The 17033-nt window shown below is 69.5% G+C and carries 16 protein-coding genes and 1 pseudogene; 6 read left to right on the top strand and 11 right to left on the bottom strand.

Features of this window, described 5'->3' with window-relative positions; all coding sequences use genetic code 11:
* Positions 1-9 precede the first annotated feature (9 nt).
* The gene (locus AAFO60_RS04725; RefSeq protein WP_347955001.1) at positions 10-780 is read left to right on the top strand and encodes an SDR family oxidoreductase; all 771 of its coding nucleotides are present in this window, start codon (positions 10-12) and stop codon (positions 778-780) included.
* A 114-nt stretch (positions 781-894) separates the two neighbouring features.
* Here the strand turns inward: AAFO60_RS04725 and AAFO60_RS04720 are convergent, their stop codons facing one another.
* From AAFO60_RS04720 to rpmF, 4 genes are all read right to left on the bottom strand, one after another.
* Complete coding sequence (locus AAFO60_RS04720; RefSeq protein ID WP_347955000.1) at positions 895-2472, bottom strand: GMC family oxidoreductase; 1578 nt, start codon at positions 2470-2472, stop codon at positions 895-897.
* Positions 2472-3992 carry an aldehyde dehydrogenase family protein gene (locus tag AAFO60_RS04715; protein ID WP_347955085.1) on the bottom strand — a complete coding sequence of 507 codons (1521 nt, stop codon included), beginning with the start codon at positions 3990-3992 and terminating at the stop codon, positions 2472-2474. The genes AAFO60_RS04720 and AAFO60_RS04715 overlap by 1 nt, the downstream gene beginning before the upstream one ends.
* Positions 3993-3999: 7 nt before the next feature.
* Positions 4000-6108: a choline BCCT transporter BetT gene (gene betT, locus AAFO60_RS04710; protein WP_347954999.1), complete on the bottom strand. Its 2109-nt coding sequence runs from the start codon at positions 6106-6108 to the stop codon at positions 4000-4002.
* A 233-nt stretch (positions 6109-6341) separates the two neighbouring features.
* On the bottom strand, positions 6342-6515 hold the full coding sequence (gene rpmF / locus AAFO60_RS04705) for a 50S ribosomal protein L32 (RefSeq protein WP_006894691.1): 174 nt from the start codon (positions 6513-6515) through the stop codon (positions 6342-6344).
* Between the two features lie 210 nt (positions 6516-6725).
* Between rpmF and AAFO60_RS04700 the strand changes: the two genes are divergently transcribed.
* Positions 6726-7673 carry an AEC family transporter gene (locus AAFO60_RS04700; protein WP_347954998.1) on the top strand — a complete coding sequence of 316 codons (948 nt, stop codon included), beginning with the start codon at positions 6726-6728 and terminating at the stop codon, positions 7671-7673.
* 50 nt (positions 7674-7723) lie between these two features.
* Here AAFO60_RS04700 and AAFO60_RS04695 read toward each other — a convergent pair whose 3' ends face one another.
* From AAFO60_RS04695 to AAFO60_RS04685, 3 genes are all read right to left on the bottom strand, one after another.
* Positions 7724-8386, bottom strand: a complete 663-nt coding sequence (locus tag AAFO60_RS04695; RefSeq protein WP_347954997.1) for a DUF1707 SHOCT-like domain-containing protein — start codon at positions 8384-8386, stop codon at positions 7724-7726.
* Between the two features lie 110 nt (positions 8387-8496).
* The gene (locus tag AAFO60_RS04690; protein ID WP_347954996.1) at positions 8497-10485 is read right to left on the bottom strand and encodes a vWA domain-containing protein; all 1989 of its coding nucleotides are present in this window, start codon (positions 10483-10485) and stop codon (positions 8497-8499) included.
* A gap of 27 nt (positions 10486-10512) precedes the next feature.
* Entirely contained in the window at positions 10513-11964 is a 1452-nt protein-coding gene (locus tag AAFO60_RS04685) for a magnesium chelatase (protein WP_347954995.1), read from the bottom strand.
* Positions 11965-12196: 232 nt separating this feature from the next.
* On the opposite strand from AAFO60_RS04685, the gene AAFO60_RS04680 reads away from it, so the two are divergent.
* Positions 12197-12787 carry a TIGR03086 family metal-binding protein gene (locus AAFO60_RS04680; RefSeq protein WP_347954994.1) on the top strand — a complete coding sequence of 197 codons (591 nt, stop codon included), beginning with the start codon at positions 12197-12199 and terminating at the stop codon, positions 12785-12787.
* Positions 12788-12837: 50 nt separating this feature from the next.
* On the opposite strand, the gene AAFO60_RS04675 is transcribed toward AAFO60_RS04680, so the two are convergent.
* The 3 genes and pseudogenes from AAFO60_RS04675 to AAFO60_RS04665 form a co-directional block, all read right to left on the bottom strand.
* Entirely contained in the window at positions 12838-13329 is a 492-nt protein-coding gene (locus AAFO60_RS04675) for an SRPBCC domain-containing protein (RefSeq protein WP_347955084.1), read from the bottom strand.
* A gap of 42 nt (positions 13330-13371) precedes the next feature.
* Positions 13372-13683: pseudogene (locus AAFO60_RS04670) on the bottom strand (ArsR/SmtB family transcription factor); the annotation flags it as partial.
* Between the two features lie 60 nt (positions 13684-13743).
* The gene (locus AAFO60_RS04665) at positions 13744-14154 is read right to left on the bottom strand and encodes a YchJ family protein (protein ID WP_347954993.1); all 411 of its coding nucleotides are present in this window, start codon (positions 14152-14154) and stop codon (positions 13744-13746) included.
* A 104-nt stretch (positions 14155-14258) separates the two neighbouring features.
* Here AAFO60_RS04665 and AAFO60_RS04660 point away from each other — a divergent pair, with 104 nt between their 5' ends.
* The 3 genes from AAFO60_RS04660 to AAFO60_RS04650 are packed head-to-tail and all read left to right on the top strand — an operon-like array spanning position 14259 to position 16269.
* Positions 14259-14651 carry a GntR family transcriptional regulator gene (locus AAFO60_RS04660; protein ID WP_347954992.1) on the top strand — a complete coding sequence of 131 codons (393 nt, stop codon included), beginning with the start codon at positions 14259-14261 and terminating at the stop codon, positions 14649-14651.
* Positions 14648-15571, top strand: coding sequence for an ABC transporter ATP-binding protein (locus AAFO60_RS04655; protein WP_347954991.1), 924 nt, complete (start codon positions 14648-14650; stop codon positions 15569-15571). Before AAFO60_RS04660 ends, AAFO60_RS04655 begins: the two co-directional genes overlap by 4 nt.
* Complete coding sequence (locus AAFO60_RS04650; protein WP_347954990.1) at positions 15568-16269, top strand: hypothetical protein; 702 nt, start codon at positions 15568-15570, stop codon at positions 16267-16269. Before AAFO60_RS04655 ends, AAFO60_RS04650 begins: the two co-directional genes overlap by 4 nt.
* A 4-nt stretch (positions 16270-16273) precedes the next feature.
* Here the strand turns inward: AAFO60_RS04650 and AAFO60_RS04645 are convergent, their stop codons facing one another.
* On the bottom strand, positions 16274-17023 hold the full coding sequence (locus AAFO60_RS04645) for a sulfite exporter TauE/SafE family protein (RefSeq protein ID WP_347954989.1): 750 nt from the start codon (positions 17021-17023) through the stop codon (positions 16274-16276).
* Positions 17024-17033: the final 10 nt, after the last annotated feature.

Genomic DNA, 17033 nt, shown 5'->3' with positions numbered 1-17033 from the left:
GGAGAACGCATGCCTTCGATCTTCATCTCCGGCGGCGCCGCGGGCATCGGCCTGGCGACCGCCAAACGATTCGCCGCCGAAGGTTGGACGGTCGGCGTGTACGACGTCAGCGCCGACGCCCTCGCCGCCGTGAAGGCCGAGAACCCCGAGTTCGTCACCGGTGTCCTCGACGTCCGCGACCGGCAGCAGTGGGACGACTGCCTGGCCGACTTCACCTCGCACACCGGCGGGGAGCTCGACGTCCTCGACAACAACGCGGGTGTGCTCGTCGCCGGCCCGCTCGCCGAGATCTCGGCCGACGCGATCCGCGCGCAGATCGACATCGACGCCCTCGGCGTCACCTTCGGCGCTCAGGCCGCGCACCGCTACTTGAAGGCCACGCCCCGATCGCACCTGGTCAACATCGCCTCGGCGTCGGCCATCTACGGCCAGCCCGGCATCGCGACCTACAGCGCCGCCAAGTTCTACGTCGCCGGGCTCACCGAGGCCCTCGAGCTGGAATGGGCGCCCGACGACATCCGCGTGGTGTCGATCTGGCCGCTGTGGGCCAAGACCGCCCTGGCCGACAACGACGCGAAGTCGACCAAGACCCTCGGCGTCCACATCACCCCCGAGCAGGTGGCCGACAAGGTGTGGGAGGCCGTGCATCCGAGCGCCGCCGACCGCCTGCTGAGCCGGACCAGCTACTCGGTCGGCCTGCAGACCACGGTGCTGGGCAACGCCGCCAAGTTCATCCCGAACGTGCTCAATCGCGGCGTGAACAAGATCCTGTCGCAGTGACGACGCGCCGGCCCACGCGATAGACCCCTCACCTGCTCGACGCCCCGAAGAGCGGGGCCGTCGAGCAGGTGAGGTCCAACGGCGACGAGCCGTATCGGGATCGGCTCGCGCGCTCTACCCCTTGATCAGGTCCGCGCAGCGCTCGCCGATCATCATCACCGTGATGTTCGGGTTCACCGAGATGTGCTCGGGGAACACCGATGCATCGGCGACGCGCAGCCCGTCCACTCCCTTGACGCGGAGCTCGGCGTCGACCGGGGCGTCGTCCGACGACCCCATCGCCGCGGTGCCGACCGGGTGGTACACGGTGTTGTGGGTGCGCGTGATGTAGCCGGCGAGGTCCTCGTCGCTGACCTTCTCCGGGCCCGGGAACAGTTCGCGCCCGGCCCACTGCGCCATCGCGGGCTGGGCGACGATCTCGCGGGCCCGCCGGATCCCCTCGGTCATGATCCGCAGGTCGTAGCCCTCCGGATCGGTGAAGTACCGCGGATCCACCAGCGGCTTGTCGCGGAAGTCGCGCGATGCCAGACGCACCGTGCCGCGCGAGCGCGCATGCGTGACATTCGGCGTCAGACAGAAGACGTTGTCGGCGGTCGGATAGCCGCGCCGCAGCGTGTGCATGTCGAAGGGCACGCTGCCGTAGTGCATCATCAGGTCCGGCCGGTCCAGACCCGAGTCGACCGTGTCGAAGATGCCGATCTCCCACCACTGGGTGGACTCGGTGACCATCGGCTGCTTGGCCTCCCACGAGATCACCCCCTCGGGGTGGTCCTGCAGATTGCTGCCGACGCCGGGCGAGTCGAGCAGCACGTCGACGCCGCGTCCGGCCAGGTGCTCGGCCGGCCCGACGCCCGAGAGCATCAGCAGCTTGGGCGTGTCGATGGCACCGGCCGACAGCACCAGCTCTCGGGCCGCGCGGATGGTCTGCGTCTTGCCGAACTGGTTGTCGACCACCTCCACGCCCACGCAGCGCAGACCGTCGAGCAGCAGCTTCTTGGCGCGCAGGCCGGTCAGGAGGGTGAAGTTCTCGCGGTCGGCGATGGGATGGACGTACGAGACCGACGACGACGCCCGCGTGCCGTCGGGCAGGCTGTTGATCTGGAAGAAGTTGGCACCCTTGCGGACCGTCGTGCCGGTGTTGAACCGGGTGGTCGGGATTCCGTATTCGGCCGCGGCCGACAGCAGAGCGACCCCGCACGGGTCGGTCGGCGGCACGTTCATCAAGTTCACCGGACCGCTGTCGCCGTGGTGCGGCGCCTGCGGCCCGGCGTCCTCATTGCGCTCGAGCCGCTTGAGCACCGGCCACAGCGCGTCCGCGTTCCAGCCGGTGGCGCCGTAGTCGCGCTCCCACGAGTTCAGGTCTTCGGCGGGCGGCCAGAACGCGATGCACGAGTTGTGCGACGAGCAGCCGCCGAGCACCTTGGCCCGGGCGTGCCGCAGGAACGAGTTGCCGTGCGCCTGCGGCTCCACCGGGTAGTCCCAGTCGTAGCCCGACTCCAGCAGTTCCATCCACCGGTTCAGCTGCAGCACCTCGGGGATGCCCCGGTCGTCGGGGCCCGCCTCGATCAGCGCCACCGACACCGACGGATCCTCCGACAGCCGCGCGGCGACCGCGCACCCGCCCGAGCCGCCGCCGACGACGACGTAGTCGAACTCCCCGACCTCTGCGTTCGTGCCTACCACCGTGCTCATCATCCTTCCTCTGCTCGTCCGACCGCCGGCCGTCGATCGGCGAACCAACCGGTGACCGCCGGGGCGATGTTCTGATAGACGTGCTTGGCCTCGCGGTACTCGTCCAGGCCCGTGGGCCCCAGCTCCCGCCCGACACCGGACTGCCCGAAGCCGCCCCACTCGGCCTGCGGCAGGTACGGGTGGAAATCGTTGATCCACACCGTGCCGTGCCGCAACCGGTTCGCGATCCGCTGCGCCTTCCCCGCGTCCTGGGTCCACACCGCGCCCGCCAGCCCGTACACGGTGTCGTTGGCGATGGCGACGGCGTCGTCCTCGTCGGTGAAGGTCTCGACGGTCACGACCGGGCCGAAGGCCTCGTCGACCACCACCGACATGCCGCGCCTGACGTTGTCGATGACGGTCGGCAGGTAGTAGAAGCCCGCGTCGAGGTCCGAGGTCCCCGAGGTGCCGGTGGCGAAGGCGCCGCCGCACCGCACGCGGGCGCCTTCGGCGATCCCGGCCTGGACGTAGGCGTGCACCTTGTCGCGGTGCGCGGCCGAGATCAGCGAGCCGGTCTCGGCGGCGTCGTCGAACGGTCCGCCCAGAACGATGCCGCGGGCCCGTTCGACGAGGGCGTCGACGAAGCGGTCGGCGATCGAATCCTGCACGATCAGCCGGGCGCCCGCCGAGCACACCTGGCCCGAGTGCACGAAGGCGCCGTTGAGCGCGTTGTCGAGGGCGGCGTCGAAGTCGGCGTCGGCGAAGATCACGTTGGGGTTCTTGCCGCCGAGTTCGAGCGCGACCTTCTTGACGGTGGCTGCGGCGCCGGCGGCGATCACCCGGCCGGTCACCAGGCCGCCGGTGAACGAGACCAGGTCCACGTCCGGGTGCGATGACAGCGGCGCGCCCGCCGTCGCGCCGGCGCCGGTGATCAGGTTCGCCACGCCCGCGGGCAGGCCCAGCTCGTGCAGCAGCGCCACCGTCAGAATCGCGGTGTGCGGAGTCAGTTCGGCCGGCTTGAGGACGAACGAGCAGCCGGCCGCGAGCGCGGGGGCGATCTTCCACGCCGCCTGCAGCAGCGGGTAGTTCCACGGGGTGATCAGTCCGCACACGCCGACCGGCTCGTACTGGATGCGGCTGACCACCTCGTCGGAGCCGGCGTCCACCAGGCGGCCGGCGTCCTGCGCGCCGATGTCGGCGAAGTAGTCGAAGCAGGCGGCGATGTCGTCCATGTCCATCCGGGCCTCGACGATCCGCTTCCCGGTGTCGAGCGCTTCGGCGCGCGCGAACTCCTCGCGGCGGTCACGGATGGCGGCGGCGGCCTTGCGGAGCAGTTCGCACCGCTGCGGCGCCGGGACGGCCGCCCAGCGGCGGTCGTCGAAGGCCCGACGCGCGGCGGCGATCGCGGCCTCGGTGTCGGCCGCGGTGGCCTCGCTGACCACGGCCACCGCGGCGCCGTCGGCCGGACACCGGATCTGTCTGGTCCCGCCGTCGGCCGCGCCCACCCACCCGCCGTCGATGAACAGCGTCTTCGCAGTCACTGAGGTCTCAGGGTTCACGAATCGTCTCCTTCTCCGGCAGCTCCTCCTCGAAGTCTGCCGACCAGTCCAGGGTCGCCTCGGATTCGACGGGCTCGGAGTCCGCGTCGCCGACCGAGTGCAGGTATGCGATGTGCCGCTCGTAGTGGTCGAGCACGTTGGAGCTGATCTGCTCCTTGGTGAAGCCGAAGACGTCGAACCCCTCACTGCCCTGCGCGGTGAACACTTCGAGGCGGAAGAAGGTGTCGGACGGCTCCGGGCTCATCCCGAACACCGGGGTGGGGTGCCGCGTCGGGAAGACCTGGTAGTGGAAGGGCTTCTTGCCGTTGAACTTCACGTCCAGGTGATAGGCGTTCATGTCGTAGGCGTCGACGTGGGTGGCCGCCACCGAGGCGTCCATTCCGCAGCGCTGCAGTTCGGCGGCGACGTCCTGCAACGCCGGCGCGACCGCGTTCTCGGTGAAGCGGCGGGCGTCGTCGGCGTCGGGGAACCGGACCGCGCGGGCCACGCGCTGGCGCCAGTTGAGGGCGGTGCCGCCCGACGCGCGGTGCGACAGCGCGCGGGAGAGCGCGGTCCGCTGCGAGTCGACCCAGGTGGCCTCGACCTGCAGGGCCCGGAACAGGCCGAGCATCATCAGCAGGACGACGATCGCGAAGGGCAGCCCCATGATGACCGTCGCCTGCTGCAGCGTCGAGATGCCGCCGATCATCAGCATCGCCAGGGTCAGCAGACCGGTGGCGCAGGCCCAGAAGATCCGCACCCAGCGGGGGCCGTCGGACTCGCTGTCGTCGATGCGCGAGGTGAAGTGCGACATCACCAGCGCGCCGGAGTCGGCGCTGGTGATGTAGAACAGCAGGCCGGTGAAGGTGGCGATCACGACCAGCGCCGGAGCGCCCGGATACTGGTCGAGCAGCGCGTAGAAGGCCCGTTCGGGGGTCTCGATCGCGGTCGTCTCGAACTGGGCGTCGCCGCCGCGGACGACGTCGAGCGCGCTGTTTCCGAAGATCGAGATCCACACCAGGATGAACAGGAAGGGCACGATCAGCGTGCCCGCGACGAACTGGCGGATGGTGCGGCCGCGGGAGATCCGGGCCAGGAACAGGCCGACGAAGGGCGCCCACGCGATCCACCAGGCCCAGAAGAACAGCGTCCAGTCGGTCATCCACTGTTCGGGACGGTCGTAGGCCATGGTGTCCAGGGCCATGTCGGGGAAGCGGGTGACGAAGTCGCCGACGTTCTGGACCAGGCTGTTCATCAGGAAGGTCGTGGATCCGGCGATCAGGATGAACAGCATCAGCCCGATGGCGATGACGACGTTCGCCTCCGACAGCCGTTTGACGCCCTTGTCGACGCCCGAGACCGCCGACAGGGTCGCGACCGCCACGGCGACCGTGATCAGCCCGGCCTGAGCCCACGTGCTCTCGGCGATGCCGAACAGATCCTCCAGGCCCACGTTGAGCTGGGCGACGCCGATGCCGAGGCTGGTCGCCAGGCCGAAGATCGCGCCGAGGAGGGCGGCGATGTCGACGCTGTCGCCGAGGACCCCGTTGACGCGGTCGCCGAAGATGGGCCGCAGGGCCGACCGCAGGCTGAGCGGCTGGTTGTAGCGGTAGGCGAAGTAGGCCAGTGCCATCCCGATCAGCGCATACAGTCCCCAGCCGATGAGCCCGTAGTGGAACAGCGTCCAGACGACGGCCTGGCGGGTGGCCTCATAGGTGCCGCCCTCCCCGAGCGGGGGCATCGCGCGCTGGGTCACCGGTTCGGAGACCGAGAAGAACATCAGGTCGATGCCGATTCCCGCGGCGAACAGCATGGCCGTCCAGGAGAAGACGCTGTAGGTCGGTTTGGAGTGGTCGGGGCCGAGTTTGACCCGGCCCACCTTCGAGATCGCCGTCCAGACGACGAAGACGAGCACCGACGTTGCGAGCAGGATGTAGAACCAGCCGAGTTCGCGGGAGACCCAGCTCACCGCGGTTCCGATGACGTGGTCGGCCCCGTCCCGGTCGACGAGCGCCCACACGATGATCCCGAGGATTCCGATGCCGGATCCGAGGAACACCGTCCGATTGACGCGTATCGGTCCCGCGTCGGCATCTGCTGATTGAGTTGTTGCAGCCACGATCACATCCCTGAGAAACTGCGCACTGGTTACGTATCACTTCAAGTTCCGAACTGGCGCCAACCTACGTCGACGGCGCTGCCGGAAGCGAACCGGGGGCCATTTCGTGACCTCACCGTGACCGATCGATCCGTGTGCTATAGGAGCTGTCTGCCGGGTGCAGAAACGGCTGTGGCCGGCGATTGCTCGCCGGCCACAGCCGTTAGAAATATCTGCGCGTGCGCTTGATGCGCTCAGCGGCGGTCGAGGTCGACCAGGCCGAGCTTGGCCGCCTTGACCAGACGACGCGGGATGCGCTGCGAAACGCCGTTGATCTTCTCTTCCTGCAGTGCGACGTTGTCAGCCTTCCACTGCGAACGACGGCTGCGGGTATTGGCCCGCGACATCCGGCGCTTGGGTACTGCCATGGTTCCAGCCCTTCTCTTACCTGGTGCGGGTGGGTTCGGGAGGTACTCCCGACCCGCCAGACCCGCTGATCGCCTTGTCACCACGGACTCAGCGACCGCGGCACACAACCAGACCAGGTTAGCGGGCGCAGGCCGTCAGATGCAAAACACGAGGTGCGGCGCAGGTCGCAGGAATTCGTCGTCCGCGGCCGCGACGGCATAATACGACGAGTGTCAGGCGTCGTTTCGGGATTCACCGTCATCTTCCTGGTCGTGGCGCTGGGATACGTCCTGGGCCGCACCGGGAGCCTCGGCGAGCACGCGGCGTCGGTGCTGGCGCGGATGGTCTTCTTCGTCTGCACCCCGGCCCTGCTGATCCATTCGCTGGCCACCAGCGACCTGTCGGTGGTGTTCTCCGCCACCCTGGCGATCGCGTCGGCGTCAGCGGTCGTCGTCGGCGGCGCCTACGCCGTGATCGCGAAGCTGTGGCTGCGGCGGGCGGTCCCGGAGATCGTCATCGGCGCGCTGTCGTCGTCGTACGTCAACAGCGTCAACCTGGGGCTGCCGATCGCGATCTTCGTGCTCGACGACGCCTCGTTCATCGCCCCGCTGCTGCTGTTCCAGATCGTCTTCTACTCCCCCGTCGCGCTCACCGCGCTGGACCTGACGGCGTTGGGGCGGGGCGGGGCGTCCGACGCGGAGCGCACGTCCACCCTCAAGACCGTCCTGGTACCGCTGCGCAACCCGATCCTGGTGGGCGGGGTGGTCGGATTGGCGATCTCGCTGATCGGGTGGACGCCGCCGCAGGCGGTCATGGAACCGCTGAACATGTTGGGCCAGGCCTCGGTGCCGCTGGCGCTGCTGACCTTCGGATTGACGCTGACCGGGGTCGCGGTGTTCAAGAAGGGGCAGAGTCCGCGGCGCGACATCGCGTTGGCGTCGGTGATGAAGATGGTGGCCATGCCGGCGGTCGCCTACGCGTTGGCACGTTGGGGTTTCGGCCTCACCGGGCACCAGTTGTTCGCCCAGGTGGTGATCGCGGCCCTGCCGACGGCGCAGAACGTGCTGGTCTACGCTACGCGCTATCAACGCGGCGAGGTGCTCGCCCGCGACTCCGCACTGATCACCACGCTGCTGGCGATCCCGGTGATCGCGCTGATCGCAGTCACGCTCGCCTAGTGTCCTGCGACTCCCGGTCCGGCGATGGGATGAGAGCGACGGCGGTCGTCCTATCGGGCGCGGCGCGGACCGATGTCGTCGCCGCGCGCGCGACGCCGCACGTCGACCCCGCCCATCAGGGCGAAGCCGCGCACGACGACGCGCGGGGCGCCGGCCCCGCCGGGGCCCGCGGCCGAACCGTCGAATCCGCCCATGATGCCCCGGCCATGCACTTCGACGGTCACATCCGGCGGGACGGTGATCTCGATGCCGCCCATCACCGCCTTGCAGCGGATCTCCAGGACCGGGGCGGTGTACTCGACGTTCCGCAGGTCCAGACCCACCCCGCCCATCACGGCGGTGGCCTTGAGGTCGGCTCCGACGACGGCGCCGCCGCCCACCTCGTTGGCGCCGAAGACGGCCATGGCCTTCGTCACCGGCCGGGCACCGGAGACGCTGATCTGCGTGGTGCCGGACGCCGCCTCGACCGCCGTCGAACGGAGTTGATCGAGCGGGAGGTCTGCGGTCAAGACATCGAGGTCGGCGCGGGTCCGCGCGGCCACCGCCTGCCCGGCGCGCTCGGTGTACTCCTCGGGCGTCAACACTCCGAGGGTCATCGCCGCGGACAGATACGAGTGGGTGCGTTCGCGGTCGGCGTCGCTGGCCCGGACCGCGGGCCGATCGCCCGGACCGGGGTGAGACGAGGGCGAATCGGTCGGCTCCATGTCGGTCATGGCTGCCAGCCTAACCGCCGGCGGCCGACCTCACCGGCGGTGAATCGCAGCGCGTCCAGAACACCCGCGGCGTCGGCGCGGCGCCCCCAGCCCTCGGTGTGGACCTCGCGTCACCGGGCGCGGCGCGACCGCAGGTAGTCGCCGACCACCGCCGCGCCGAGTCCGTCGAGTTCGGGAGCCACCACGCGGCCCCCGATCCGGCGGGCGATCTGGTCGATGAAGCGGGCGTGGCTCGGATCGTCGCCGAGCCGGAAGAACGTGATCTGCGTGCCCATCCGCGCCAGGTGGTCGAGTTCGGCCACCGTGAGCCCGATGGTCCGCGGGTGCGGCGGATAGAAGAAGAAGTCCTCCCCGTTCGACTCCAGGTGCGCGGTCGGCTCACCGTCGGTGACGATCAACAGCACCGGTTGCGCATTCGGGAACCGACGCAGGTGCCGCTGGGCGAGCAGCAGCGCATGGTGCAGGTTGGTGCCCTGCTCCATCCGCGGTTCCAGTGCGGTGAGCTTGTCGACGGTGGTGTCGCGAGCGACCCGGCCGAACTCGATCAGGTGCAGCTCGTCGGCGCGGAAGCGGGTGGCGATGAGCTGGTTCAGGGCCAGCGCCGTCCGCTTCATCGGCGTCCACCGGCCCTCCATCACCATCGAGAACGAGGTGTCGACCAGCAGCACCACCGCCGCCTGGGTGCGGGCCTCCGTCTCGATCACCTCGATGTCGCCGACGTCGATCCGGACTCCGGCGCCGGCGGCGAGTCCGGCCGCGGCCGACGGGTCCTCCGACACCGTCCGGAGGATGGCGTTGGTGACGGTCCGGGTCACGTTCCACGGCGAGGTGTCGCCGAACTGCCATTCGCGGCTGCTGCCGGTGGGTTCGCCGAGCCGGCCCGCGAGGTCGGTCTGACGGTCGCCGCCGCGGGACGAGAGCTGCTGGGCGATGTCGCGCAGGATGGCCTGCCCGAGTCGGCGCATCGCCTTCGGGCTCAGCCGCGTCTGCCCGTCGGGGGTGCGGTCGAAGAAGCCCTCTTCGCGCATCGCCCGGTCGAGTTCGGCGAGGGTGCGGGCGTCGGCGGCCGCCTCGTCGCCGAGCTGACGCGCGAGCGCATCGATGTCGACGTCCTCCAGCTGGGCGCCCGCGTAGCCCTGCGACAGCTGTTCGGCGAGGCTCTCCAGCTCACCGATGTCGCGCAGCGCTGCGGCGCCCTCGCCCAAACCCATCGGCTGATCGCCGGAGAACTGCTGTCCGCCGTTCCAGTCGAGGTCGGGGCGCGCCTGCCGCAGGGCGTCGTCCATCTGCGACAACTGCGCCATCAACTGCGGCGAGCCGAAGGCCTGCGCCGACAGTTCGGCCAGTTCGGCCTGTTGCTCGGGAGTCAAGGAGTTGAAGAACTGCTGGGCGGCCGCCGACCGCGCGGCCAGCGAGTCGACCAGTTCCTGGGTGCTGCGTGGATTCTCCGGGAAGTACTGCCCGTGCCGGTCCATGAACTGTTCGAACTGCTCGGTGGTGTCCTCCCCGCGATTGTGGGCGGCCAGCAGGTCGTTGAGGTCGGTGAGCATCTCGGAGATCGCCTGCCGGTCCTCGTCGGTGGCGCCTTCGAGGGCCTCCTTCATCCCGGCGAACCGCTGATCGAGGATCTCGCGGCCGAGCAGGTCGGAGATCTTCTGGTAGTCGGCGCGCGCCTGCGGGCTGCGCCAGTCGTAGTCCGACAGTTCGCGGACGGCCTGCGCGGTCGAGGCCGGCAGGTTCTCGATCTGCATCTCGGCGAAGCGGGCGTCGTCGTCGAGATCGCGGGCGAGCTGCTTGCGCTCGTTCAACACCGCTGAGTCGAGCAGTTCGCGGATCTCGTCGAACGTGCCGTCCAGGTTGCGGTTCCGCAGCAGCTCGCGCCGCCGCTGGTTCGCCATCTGCGCCAACCGGTCCAGGCCGCGCAGATTCTCGCTTCCGCGTCGCAGGTATTCGCGCAGCGCACGCTCGGGCGACGACCCCGACATCACGTCGTCGCCGATCGCCTCGAGGGCTTCGCGCAGATCCACCGGCGGCGCCAGCGGGTCGGGCCCGCCGGTGTAGCGCCGGTAGGACGATCGGTGGAAACGTCGTCGCGTCATGGCCGTCTCCTTCTCACCCGGACCGCGCTATTCCTCGTCTTCGGTTTCCACGAGGTCTTCGGTTTCCACGAGGTAGGCGGTGCGTCCGTACTCGTCGGTGTCCTTGCCGATCCGGCGCGCCAGGTACAGGCCCTCGAGCGCCAGCTCGGCCGCGCTGGCCCGCTCGGCGGGATCGGTGGCGTCGAGCCGGGCCGCGATGTCGTCGAGGACTTCGGTGACCGGTCCGCTGTCGCCCAGTGCGGTCAGCACGTCGGCGCCGGGCACGCGATCGCCGGTGAGCACTTCCTCCCCGGCCTCCAAGGCCGCGACCAGCGGCCGCATGTCGACGCCGCCGAGATGGGCGCGGACGGTGTCGGCCACCGACTTGCGCAGCAGATAGTCGAGGATCTCCAGCTCGCGCCCCTCCTCCCCGGACTCGAACTCGATCTTGCCGCGCAGGACCTCGATCACCGACTGCAGGTCGATCGGCCGGGCCACCGGGAACTGTTCGTCGGCCACCGCCGCGCGGTGCAGAGCGGCCGCGGCGACGGTCTCGGCGCCGGCGATCGAGAAGCGCGCCGAGACGCCCGAACGCTGGTCGATCGACGGATGGTCGCGGGCGTAGCGGGTGAACCGCGCCAACACCTCGATCAGGTACGACGGCACCGACGCCACGAGGTCGGCCTCCTGCTCGATGACGTCCACCTCGTCGTCCAGGTCGAGCGGGTAGTGCGTGCGGATCTCGGCGCCGAACCGATCTTTGAGCGGGGTGATGATGCGTCCGCGGTTGGTGTAGTCCTCGGGGTTGGCGCTGGCGGTGACGAGCACGTCGAGCGGCAGTCGCAGACTGTAGCCGCGGACCTGGACGTCGCGCTCCTCCATCACGTTGAGCATCGACACCTGGATGCGTTCGGCGAGGTCGGGCAGCTCGTTGATCGCGATGATGCCCCGGTGCGAGCGCGGGATGAGGCCGAACGCGATGGTCTCCGGGTCGCCCAGGCTCCGGCCTTCGGCGACCTTCATCGGGTCGATGTCACCGACGAGGTCGGCCACCGAGGTGTCGGGGGTGGCGAGCTTCTCCCGGTACCGCTCGCTGCGATGGCGCCACTCGATCGGCAGGGCGTCGCCGAGTTCGGCCGCCCGCCGGATCGACGCGGGCAGGATCGGCGTGTACGGGTGCTCGTCGAGCTCGGATCCGGCGATCACCGGCGTCCACTCGTCCAGCAGCACGGCCAGGGTTCGCAGCAGCCGAGTCTTGCCCTGACCGCGTTCGCCGAGCATGACCACGTCGTGTCCGGCGATCAACGCGCGTTCCAGTTGCGGGATGACGGTGTCGTCGAAGCCGACGATGCCCTCCCACGGATCGGTGCCCGACCGCAGCGCGGCCAGCAGATTGTTGCGGATCTCGTCGCGGATCTCGCGTTCGACGTGTCCGGAGGCGCGGAGTTCGCCGAGCGTGGACGCGGAGGGTGCAGGAGTGTCGATATCGGTGACAGCCACGGCTTCCACGCTACCTGCATCGTCGCGGCGCCAGGCGGGTGCGCGACATCCCCCGTCGGCGCCTGCCGGCTCAGAATCCCGGTCGCGCCGCGACTCCGGTGCATCCGTGCGGCGTGGGGCCGCACAATGCACCGACTTCGGCGGCGCGAAACCATGCGGTCTCGGGCGGCCCCGAATAGGCTGGACCCGCCCCGGAACCGAATCAACATGGCCCGCTGGATCGGAGTTCACCATGCCGTGGAATGCCCTGGACACCTACGAGAACGGACTGCGCTCCTTCACCCGGGTGGTCGACGCGGTCCCGAATGACCGGTGGGCGGCCGACTCGCCGTGCGCGGGCTGGACGGCGCTCGACGTCCTCGGGCACGTCGGTGAGGCGACCTCGGTCGGCACGCGGATCCTGCGCGGCGGCGAACTCGAGTTCGCACGGCACGATCCCCCGTCGTCGGTGGTCGACGGCGACCCGAGGCAGTGGTGGACGGCGCTGGCCGCCTCGGCCCGCGACGCACTCGCCGGCGTCACCGACCTCGACCGCGAGGTCGACAGTCCGGCCGGTCGCCGCAGCGTGCGCGACGGATTGTCGTTCCCGGCGGTCGACCTGTTCCTGCACGGCTGGGATCTCGCGGCCGCCACCGGCGGATCGGTGCGGTTCCCCGCCGAAGCCGTCGAGTTCATCCGCGGGGTGTTCGCGCACGTCCCCGAGGAGGTCACTCGCCGCCCCGGCGTCTTCGCGGCGCCGGTCGCCGTCCCCGCCGGCAGCGACGCGACCGATCAGGTGCTGGGTTTCGCCGGGCGCGACCCGCGGTGGACCCCGACCCCGTGAGCCGGGCCAGACCCGGCGCGGTCAGACCGCGGCCCCGCCGGTGGTGAGCGCTACGCCGAGTCGCCGGCGGCGAGCAGGCGGTCGAGTTTCGCGTAGCCCTCGGTCACGCCCGTCTCCATGCCCGACCGCAGCCAGGCGTCGCGCGATTCGATGGAGTCGCACAACGACTGTGCTTCCAACCGGGTGCGTCCGTCGCCGAGGTCGACGAAACGCAGGGTCTCGAGCGTGACATCGTCGGGCATGCCCGCGTAGGTGAAGGTCTGAACGATGCGCTCATCGCTGACGGTGTGGAAGCAGCCCCGGAACCGGAACTCCTGCCCGTCGCGTTCGGAGACGTAACTCCATTCGCCCCCGTCCCGCGCGTCCCAGACGATGACGCGCGAGGAGATGCCGTCCGGTCCCACCCAGCGCAGGTAGAGGTCCGGGTCGAGGTGAGCTCGGGCCAGTTGGGCGGGCGTGGCCCGGAAATCGCGGGTGATGCGGATGATCGGGAGTACCGGGTCGGCTTCGATCACCGCATCGGTGTACGTGTCGGTCTTCATGATCGGCGTTCCTTCGGATCGGAGTGGAGTGCGGTCCGCCGCCATCTCGGCGAGCACGGCGTCGAGCCGCTGGTAGCGCGCCTGTGCTCGACGTCGATACCGCTCGATCCATTTGGTCATGAGGTCGAAGACGTCCGCTTCGAGGTGCACCGGACGCCGCTGGCCGTCGCGCGACCGAGTGATGAGCCCTGCACCTTCGAGCACCTTCAGATGCTTGGACACGGCCTGCACACTGACCGCATACGGGGCGGCGAGCTCGCTCACTGTCGCATCGGTCGAGGTGAGCCGCGCGACGATGTCCCGCCGGGTCGGATCGGCCAGCGCGGCGAAGATGCGAGACAACCCGTCGGACATCGAGACCTCCGTATTCAACCAAATGGTTCAGTATCATCATGCGCCCGCGAGGGCACATCGTCAACCGTTGGGTTGAATACCCGAATGCACGCCGTCGACGTAGAACCATCGGCCGTCGACACGCTCGAAGGTGCTGCGTTCGTGGAGCTCACCGCGGCCGTCGTCGTCACGGTAGACGGCGGTGAACTCGACGACGCCACTGCGATGCAGGGGTGAGCCGTCGACGACGTCGTCGACGGTCAGGTACAGCCAGCGGGTTGCCGGGTCGGGCGGGCACGCCGCCGGACGCGTGCGCGGATGCCAGGTGGCCAACAGATGCTCTTCGTCGCCGAGCGCGAAGGCGGTGAACCTGCTGCGCATGAGGGCTTCCGCGGTGGGCGCGGACCGCCCGTCGCCCAGGCCGGTCAGATAGCGCCCGCAGCACTGCGCCAGAGTCTCCCCCGATCCGCAGGGGCATCGCCGTTCCGTCACGCGATGAACACTACCGCCGCCCCCGGAGTGGACCCTTGACAATCGAGGCCCATCGGTTGCATGGTTAGTTAGTAGAGTAACTAACCACAGAACCGAGGTGCCTGATGATCGACGACGGGAAGGCGATCTTCCAGCAGATCGCGGACTACATCGCCGACTCGATCGTCGACGGGACCCTCGCCGAACAGACCCGCGTGCCGTCGACCAACGAGCTCGCCGCCTTCTACCGCATCAACCCGGCGACCGCAGCCAAGGGCATCAACCTTCTCGTCGACCAAGGGGTGCTCTACAAACAGCGCGGCGTCGGCATGTTCGTCGCCGACGGCGCCCGCCAGACCCTGCGTCGGCGTCGCCGAGAGGACTTCGCCGACCGCTACGTGACCCCGCTGCTCGCGGAGGCCGCCCGACTCGGGCTGTCCGCCGACGACGTCGTCGACCTCATCCGTCACCGTTCACCAGCCACCGCCGCGGCTCCCGCGGAAGGAGATCTGCCATGACCGCCCCAGCCGTATCACCCGCGATCGCCGCCGACCGCCTGACCAAACGCTACGGGGCCACCGTCGCCCTCGACGAGGTCAGCTTCGCTCTTCCCGCCGACACCATCTGCGGCCTGTTCGGGCGCAACGGCGCCGGGAAGACGACCCTGATGTCGATCCTCACCGCGCAGAACCTCCCGACCTCCGGCCGCGCCCGCATCTTCGGCGAGGACCCCTACGAGAACACCCGCGTGCTGCCCCGCATCTGCTTCGTCCGGGAGAGCCAGCGGTACCCCGAGGACGCTGTCCCCACCCACGCCTTCGCGATGGCCCGACTGTTCTTTCCCAACTGGGACCAGGCGTTCGCCGACCGACTCGTCGCCGACTTCCAGATTCCGGTCTCCACCCGCATCAAGAAGCTCTCGCGCGGACAGCTGTCGGCGGTCGGGGTGGTGATCGGGCTCGCCTCCCGCGCCGACGTGACCTTCTTCGACGAGCCGTACCTCGGGCTCGACGCCGTCGCCCGGCAGATCTTCTACGACCGACTCCTCGAGGACTACGGCGATCACCCGCGCACGATCGTCCTCTCCAGCCACCTGATCGACGAGATCTCGAGCCTCATCGAACACGTCTTCGTCGTCGACGCGGGTCGCCTCGTGCTCGACGAGTCCGCCGACGATCTACGCGGCCTGGCCTTCACCGTCGTCGGTGTCGAGGCGGCGATCGACCGGTTCCTCGGCGATCGCGAGGTGCTCCACCGCGAACGGATGGGGCCGGTCGCGTCGGTGACCGCGCTCGGCGGCCTGTCGCCGAACGACTACGTCGACCTGTCCGAACTCGGCCTGACCACGGCGGCGGTCCCCATGCAGGAGTTGATCGTCCGACTCACCCAGCACTCCACCACCGAACATCTCACCGCCGCGAAGGGAGCCCTGCGATGACCCGCACGCTCAACGTCGTCCGCATGCAGTTGATCAACCGGAGGACGTTCCTCTGGCTGCCGTTGATCATCTTCGCCGGTGCGTTCGCGGTGTCGATGATCATCTACGTCGCGATCGACCTCTCGGTGACCGATCTGAACGAACCGATCTACGGCGGCGGCTCGCAGGCCCCGCTCTGGTACTTCGCCGTGATCGGTGTCCAGGCGTTGTCGATGACCTTCCCGTTCTCCCAGGCCATGAGCGTCACGCGCCGCGAGTTCTATGTCGGGACCACCCTCACCGCGCTCGGTGCGTCCCTGCTGCTGGCGCTGGTCTATCTGGTCGGCGGGCTCATCGAGAAGGCGACCGACGGGTGGGGCGTCAACGGCTACTTCTTCGCCGTCCCGTGGATCTGGAATCAGGGCGCGGCGACCGCGACGCTCCTGTACTTCATGGCGCCCGTGCTGACCTTCACGATCGGCTTCTTCGCCGCCACCGTCTACAAGCGCTTCGGGATGACCTGGCTGGTCGTGCTCGGGATCGCCGTCGCCCTGGCCGCGGCCGTCGCCGTCCTGGGCATCAGCCTCGGCGACGCGTGGTCGGCGGTCGGCTCGTGGCTCCTGGATCTGACGCCGCTACGGATCGCCGTGGGCGGGCTGGTGATCGCCGCCGCGCTGTCGGGGCTGTCGTACGCCGCGCTGCGGCGGGCGGTGCCGTGACGTCCTAACCACCCATCCCCAGCCACACGGCCAACCCGATGCCGCAGAGCCCGATCGCGATCCGCAGGGGCTCTGCGGGCAGCCGTGCCACCAGCGGCGGACCGATCCACCCGCCGAGCAGGCACCCGACGCCCATCGCGACGGCAGCCGGCCAGTGGACCGGACCGAAGATGATGAACGCGACCGCGGCGACGGCGTTCGCCACCCCGAGCAGCGCCGACTTCAGCAGCACCGAATGCCACAGCGGCAGGCTGGTGAGCAGCATCGCGGCCGCCAGGAAGATGACCCCGGCGCCCGCACCGAAGTAGCCGCCGTAGATCGAGACCGCGAACACCGCGATCGCCCAGCCGAGCCGACGGTCGGACCCGTGCTCGATCCGCCGCCGCAGGTAGGGCTGGACCAGCAACGCCACCGACGCCAATCCCACCAGATATGGCACCACGTATCCGAAGACGGAGGCGGGTGCCAGCAGCAGGAGCGCCGCGCCGACCACTCCGCCGACCAGGGCCAGCAGCGACGATCGCGCCAGCGACCGGCCTCCGTCGCCCGCGGTGAGTGCACGCCCGGACTTGGCGAAGCTGCCGACGCCGACGGCCACCAACGCCACCGTGTTGGTGACGTTGGCGGCCAACGGGTTCAACCCCACGGCCAGCAGCGCCGGATAGCTGACGATCGACGCCAGTCCGGTCACGTAACCGGCGACCCCGGCCGCGAATCCGGCGACGACGAGGCCGAGCAGTTCAAGAATGCTCATGGGCCGTCAA

The organism is Gordonia aichiensis (assembly GCF_039946255.1).
In the GTDB taxonomy this organism is placed as follows: Bacteria; Actinomycetota; Actinomycetes; order Mycobacteriales; family Mycobacteriaceae; genus Gordonia; species Gordonia aichiensis_A.
This window is presented reverse-complemented; position numbering and strand designations above follow the sequence as displayed.

Bases quoted from the DNA above. Each gene is read 5' to 3' on its own strand.
- AAFO60_RS04645 (WP_347954989.1), bottom strand. From the start codon at position 17,023: ATGAGCATTCTTGAACTGCTCGGCCTCGTCGTCGCCGGATTCGCGGCC.
- AAFO60_RS04660 (WP_347954992.1), top strand. From the start codon at position 14,259: ATGATCGACGACGGGAAGGCGATCTTCCAGCAGATCGCGGACTACATC.
- AAFO60_RS04725 (WP_347955001.1), top strand. From the start codon at position 10: ATGCCTTCGATCTTCATCTCCGGCGGCGCCGCGGGCATCGGCCTGGCG.
- AAFO60_RS04675 (WP_347955084.1), bottom strand. From the start codon at position 13,329: ATGAAGACCGACACGTACACCGATGCGGTGATCGAAGCCGACCCGGTA.
- AAFO60_RS04720 (WP_347955000.1), bottom strand. From the start codon at position 2,472: ATGAGCACGGTGGTAGGCACGAACGCAGAGGTCGGGGAGTTCGACTAC.
- rpmF (WP_006894691.1), bottom strand. From the start codon at position 6,515: ATGGCAGTACCCAAGCGCCGGATGTCGCGGGCCAATACCCGCAGCCGT.
- AAFO60_RS04680 (WP_347954994.1), top strand. From the start codon at position 12,197: ATGCCGTGGAATGCCCTGGACACCTACGAGAACGGACTGCGCTCCTTC.
- AAFO60_RS04695 (WP_347954997.1), bottom strand. From the start codon at position 8,386: ATGACCGACATGGAGCCGACCGATTCGCCCTCGTCTCACCCCGGTCCG.
- AAFO60_RS04655 (WP_347954991.1), top strand. From the start codon at position 14,648: ATGACCGCCCCAGCCGTATCACCCGCGATCGCCGCCGACCGCCTGACC.
- AAFO60_RS04650 (WP_347954990.1), top strand. From the start codon at position 15,568: ATGACCCGCACGCTCAACGTCGTCCGCATGCAGTTGATCAACCGGAGG.
- AAFO60_RS04690 (WP_347954996.1), bottom strand. From the start codon at position 10,485: ATGACGCGACGACGTTTCCACCGATCGTCCTACCGGCGCTACACCGGC.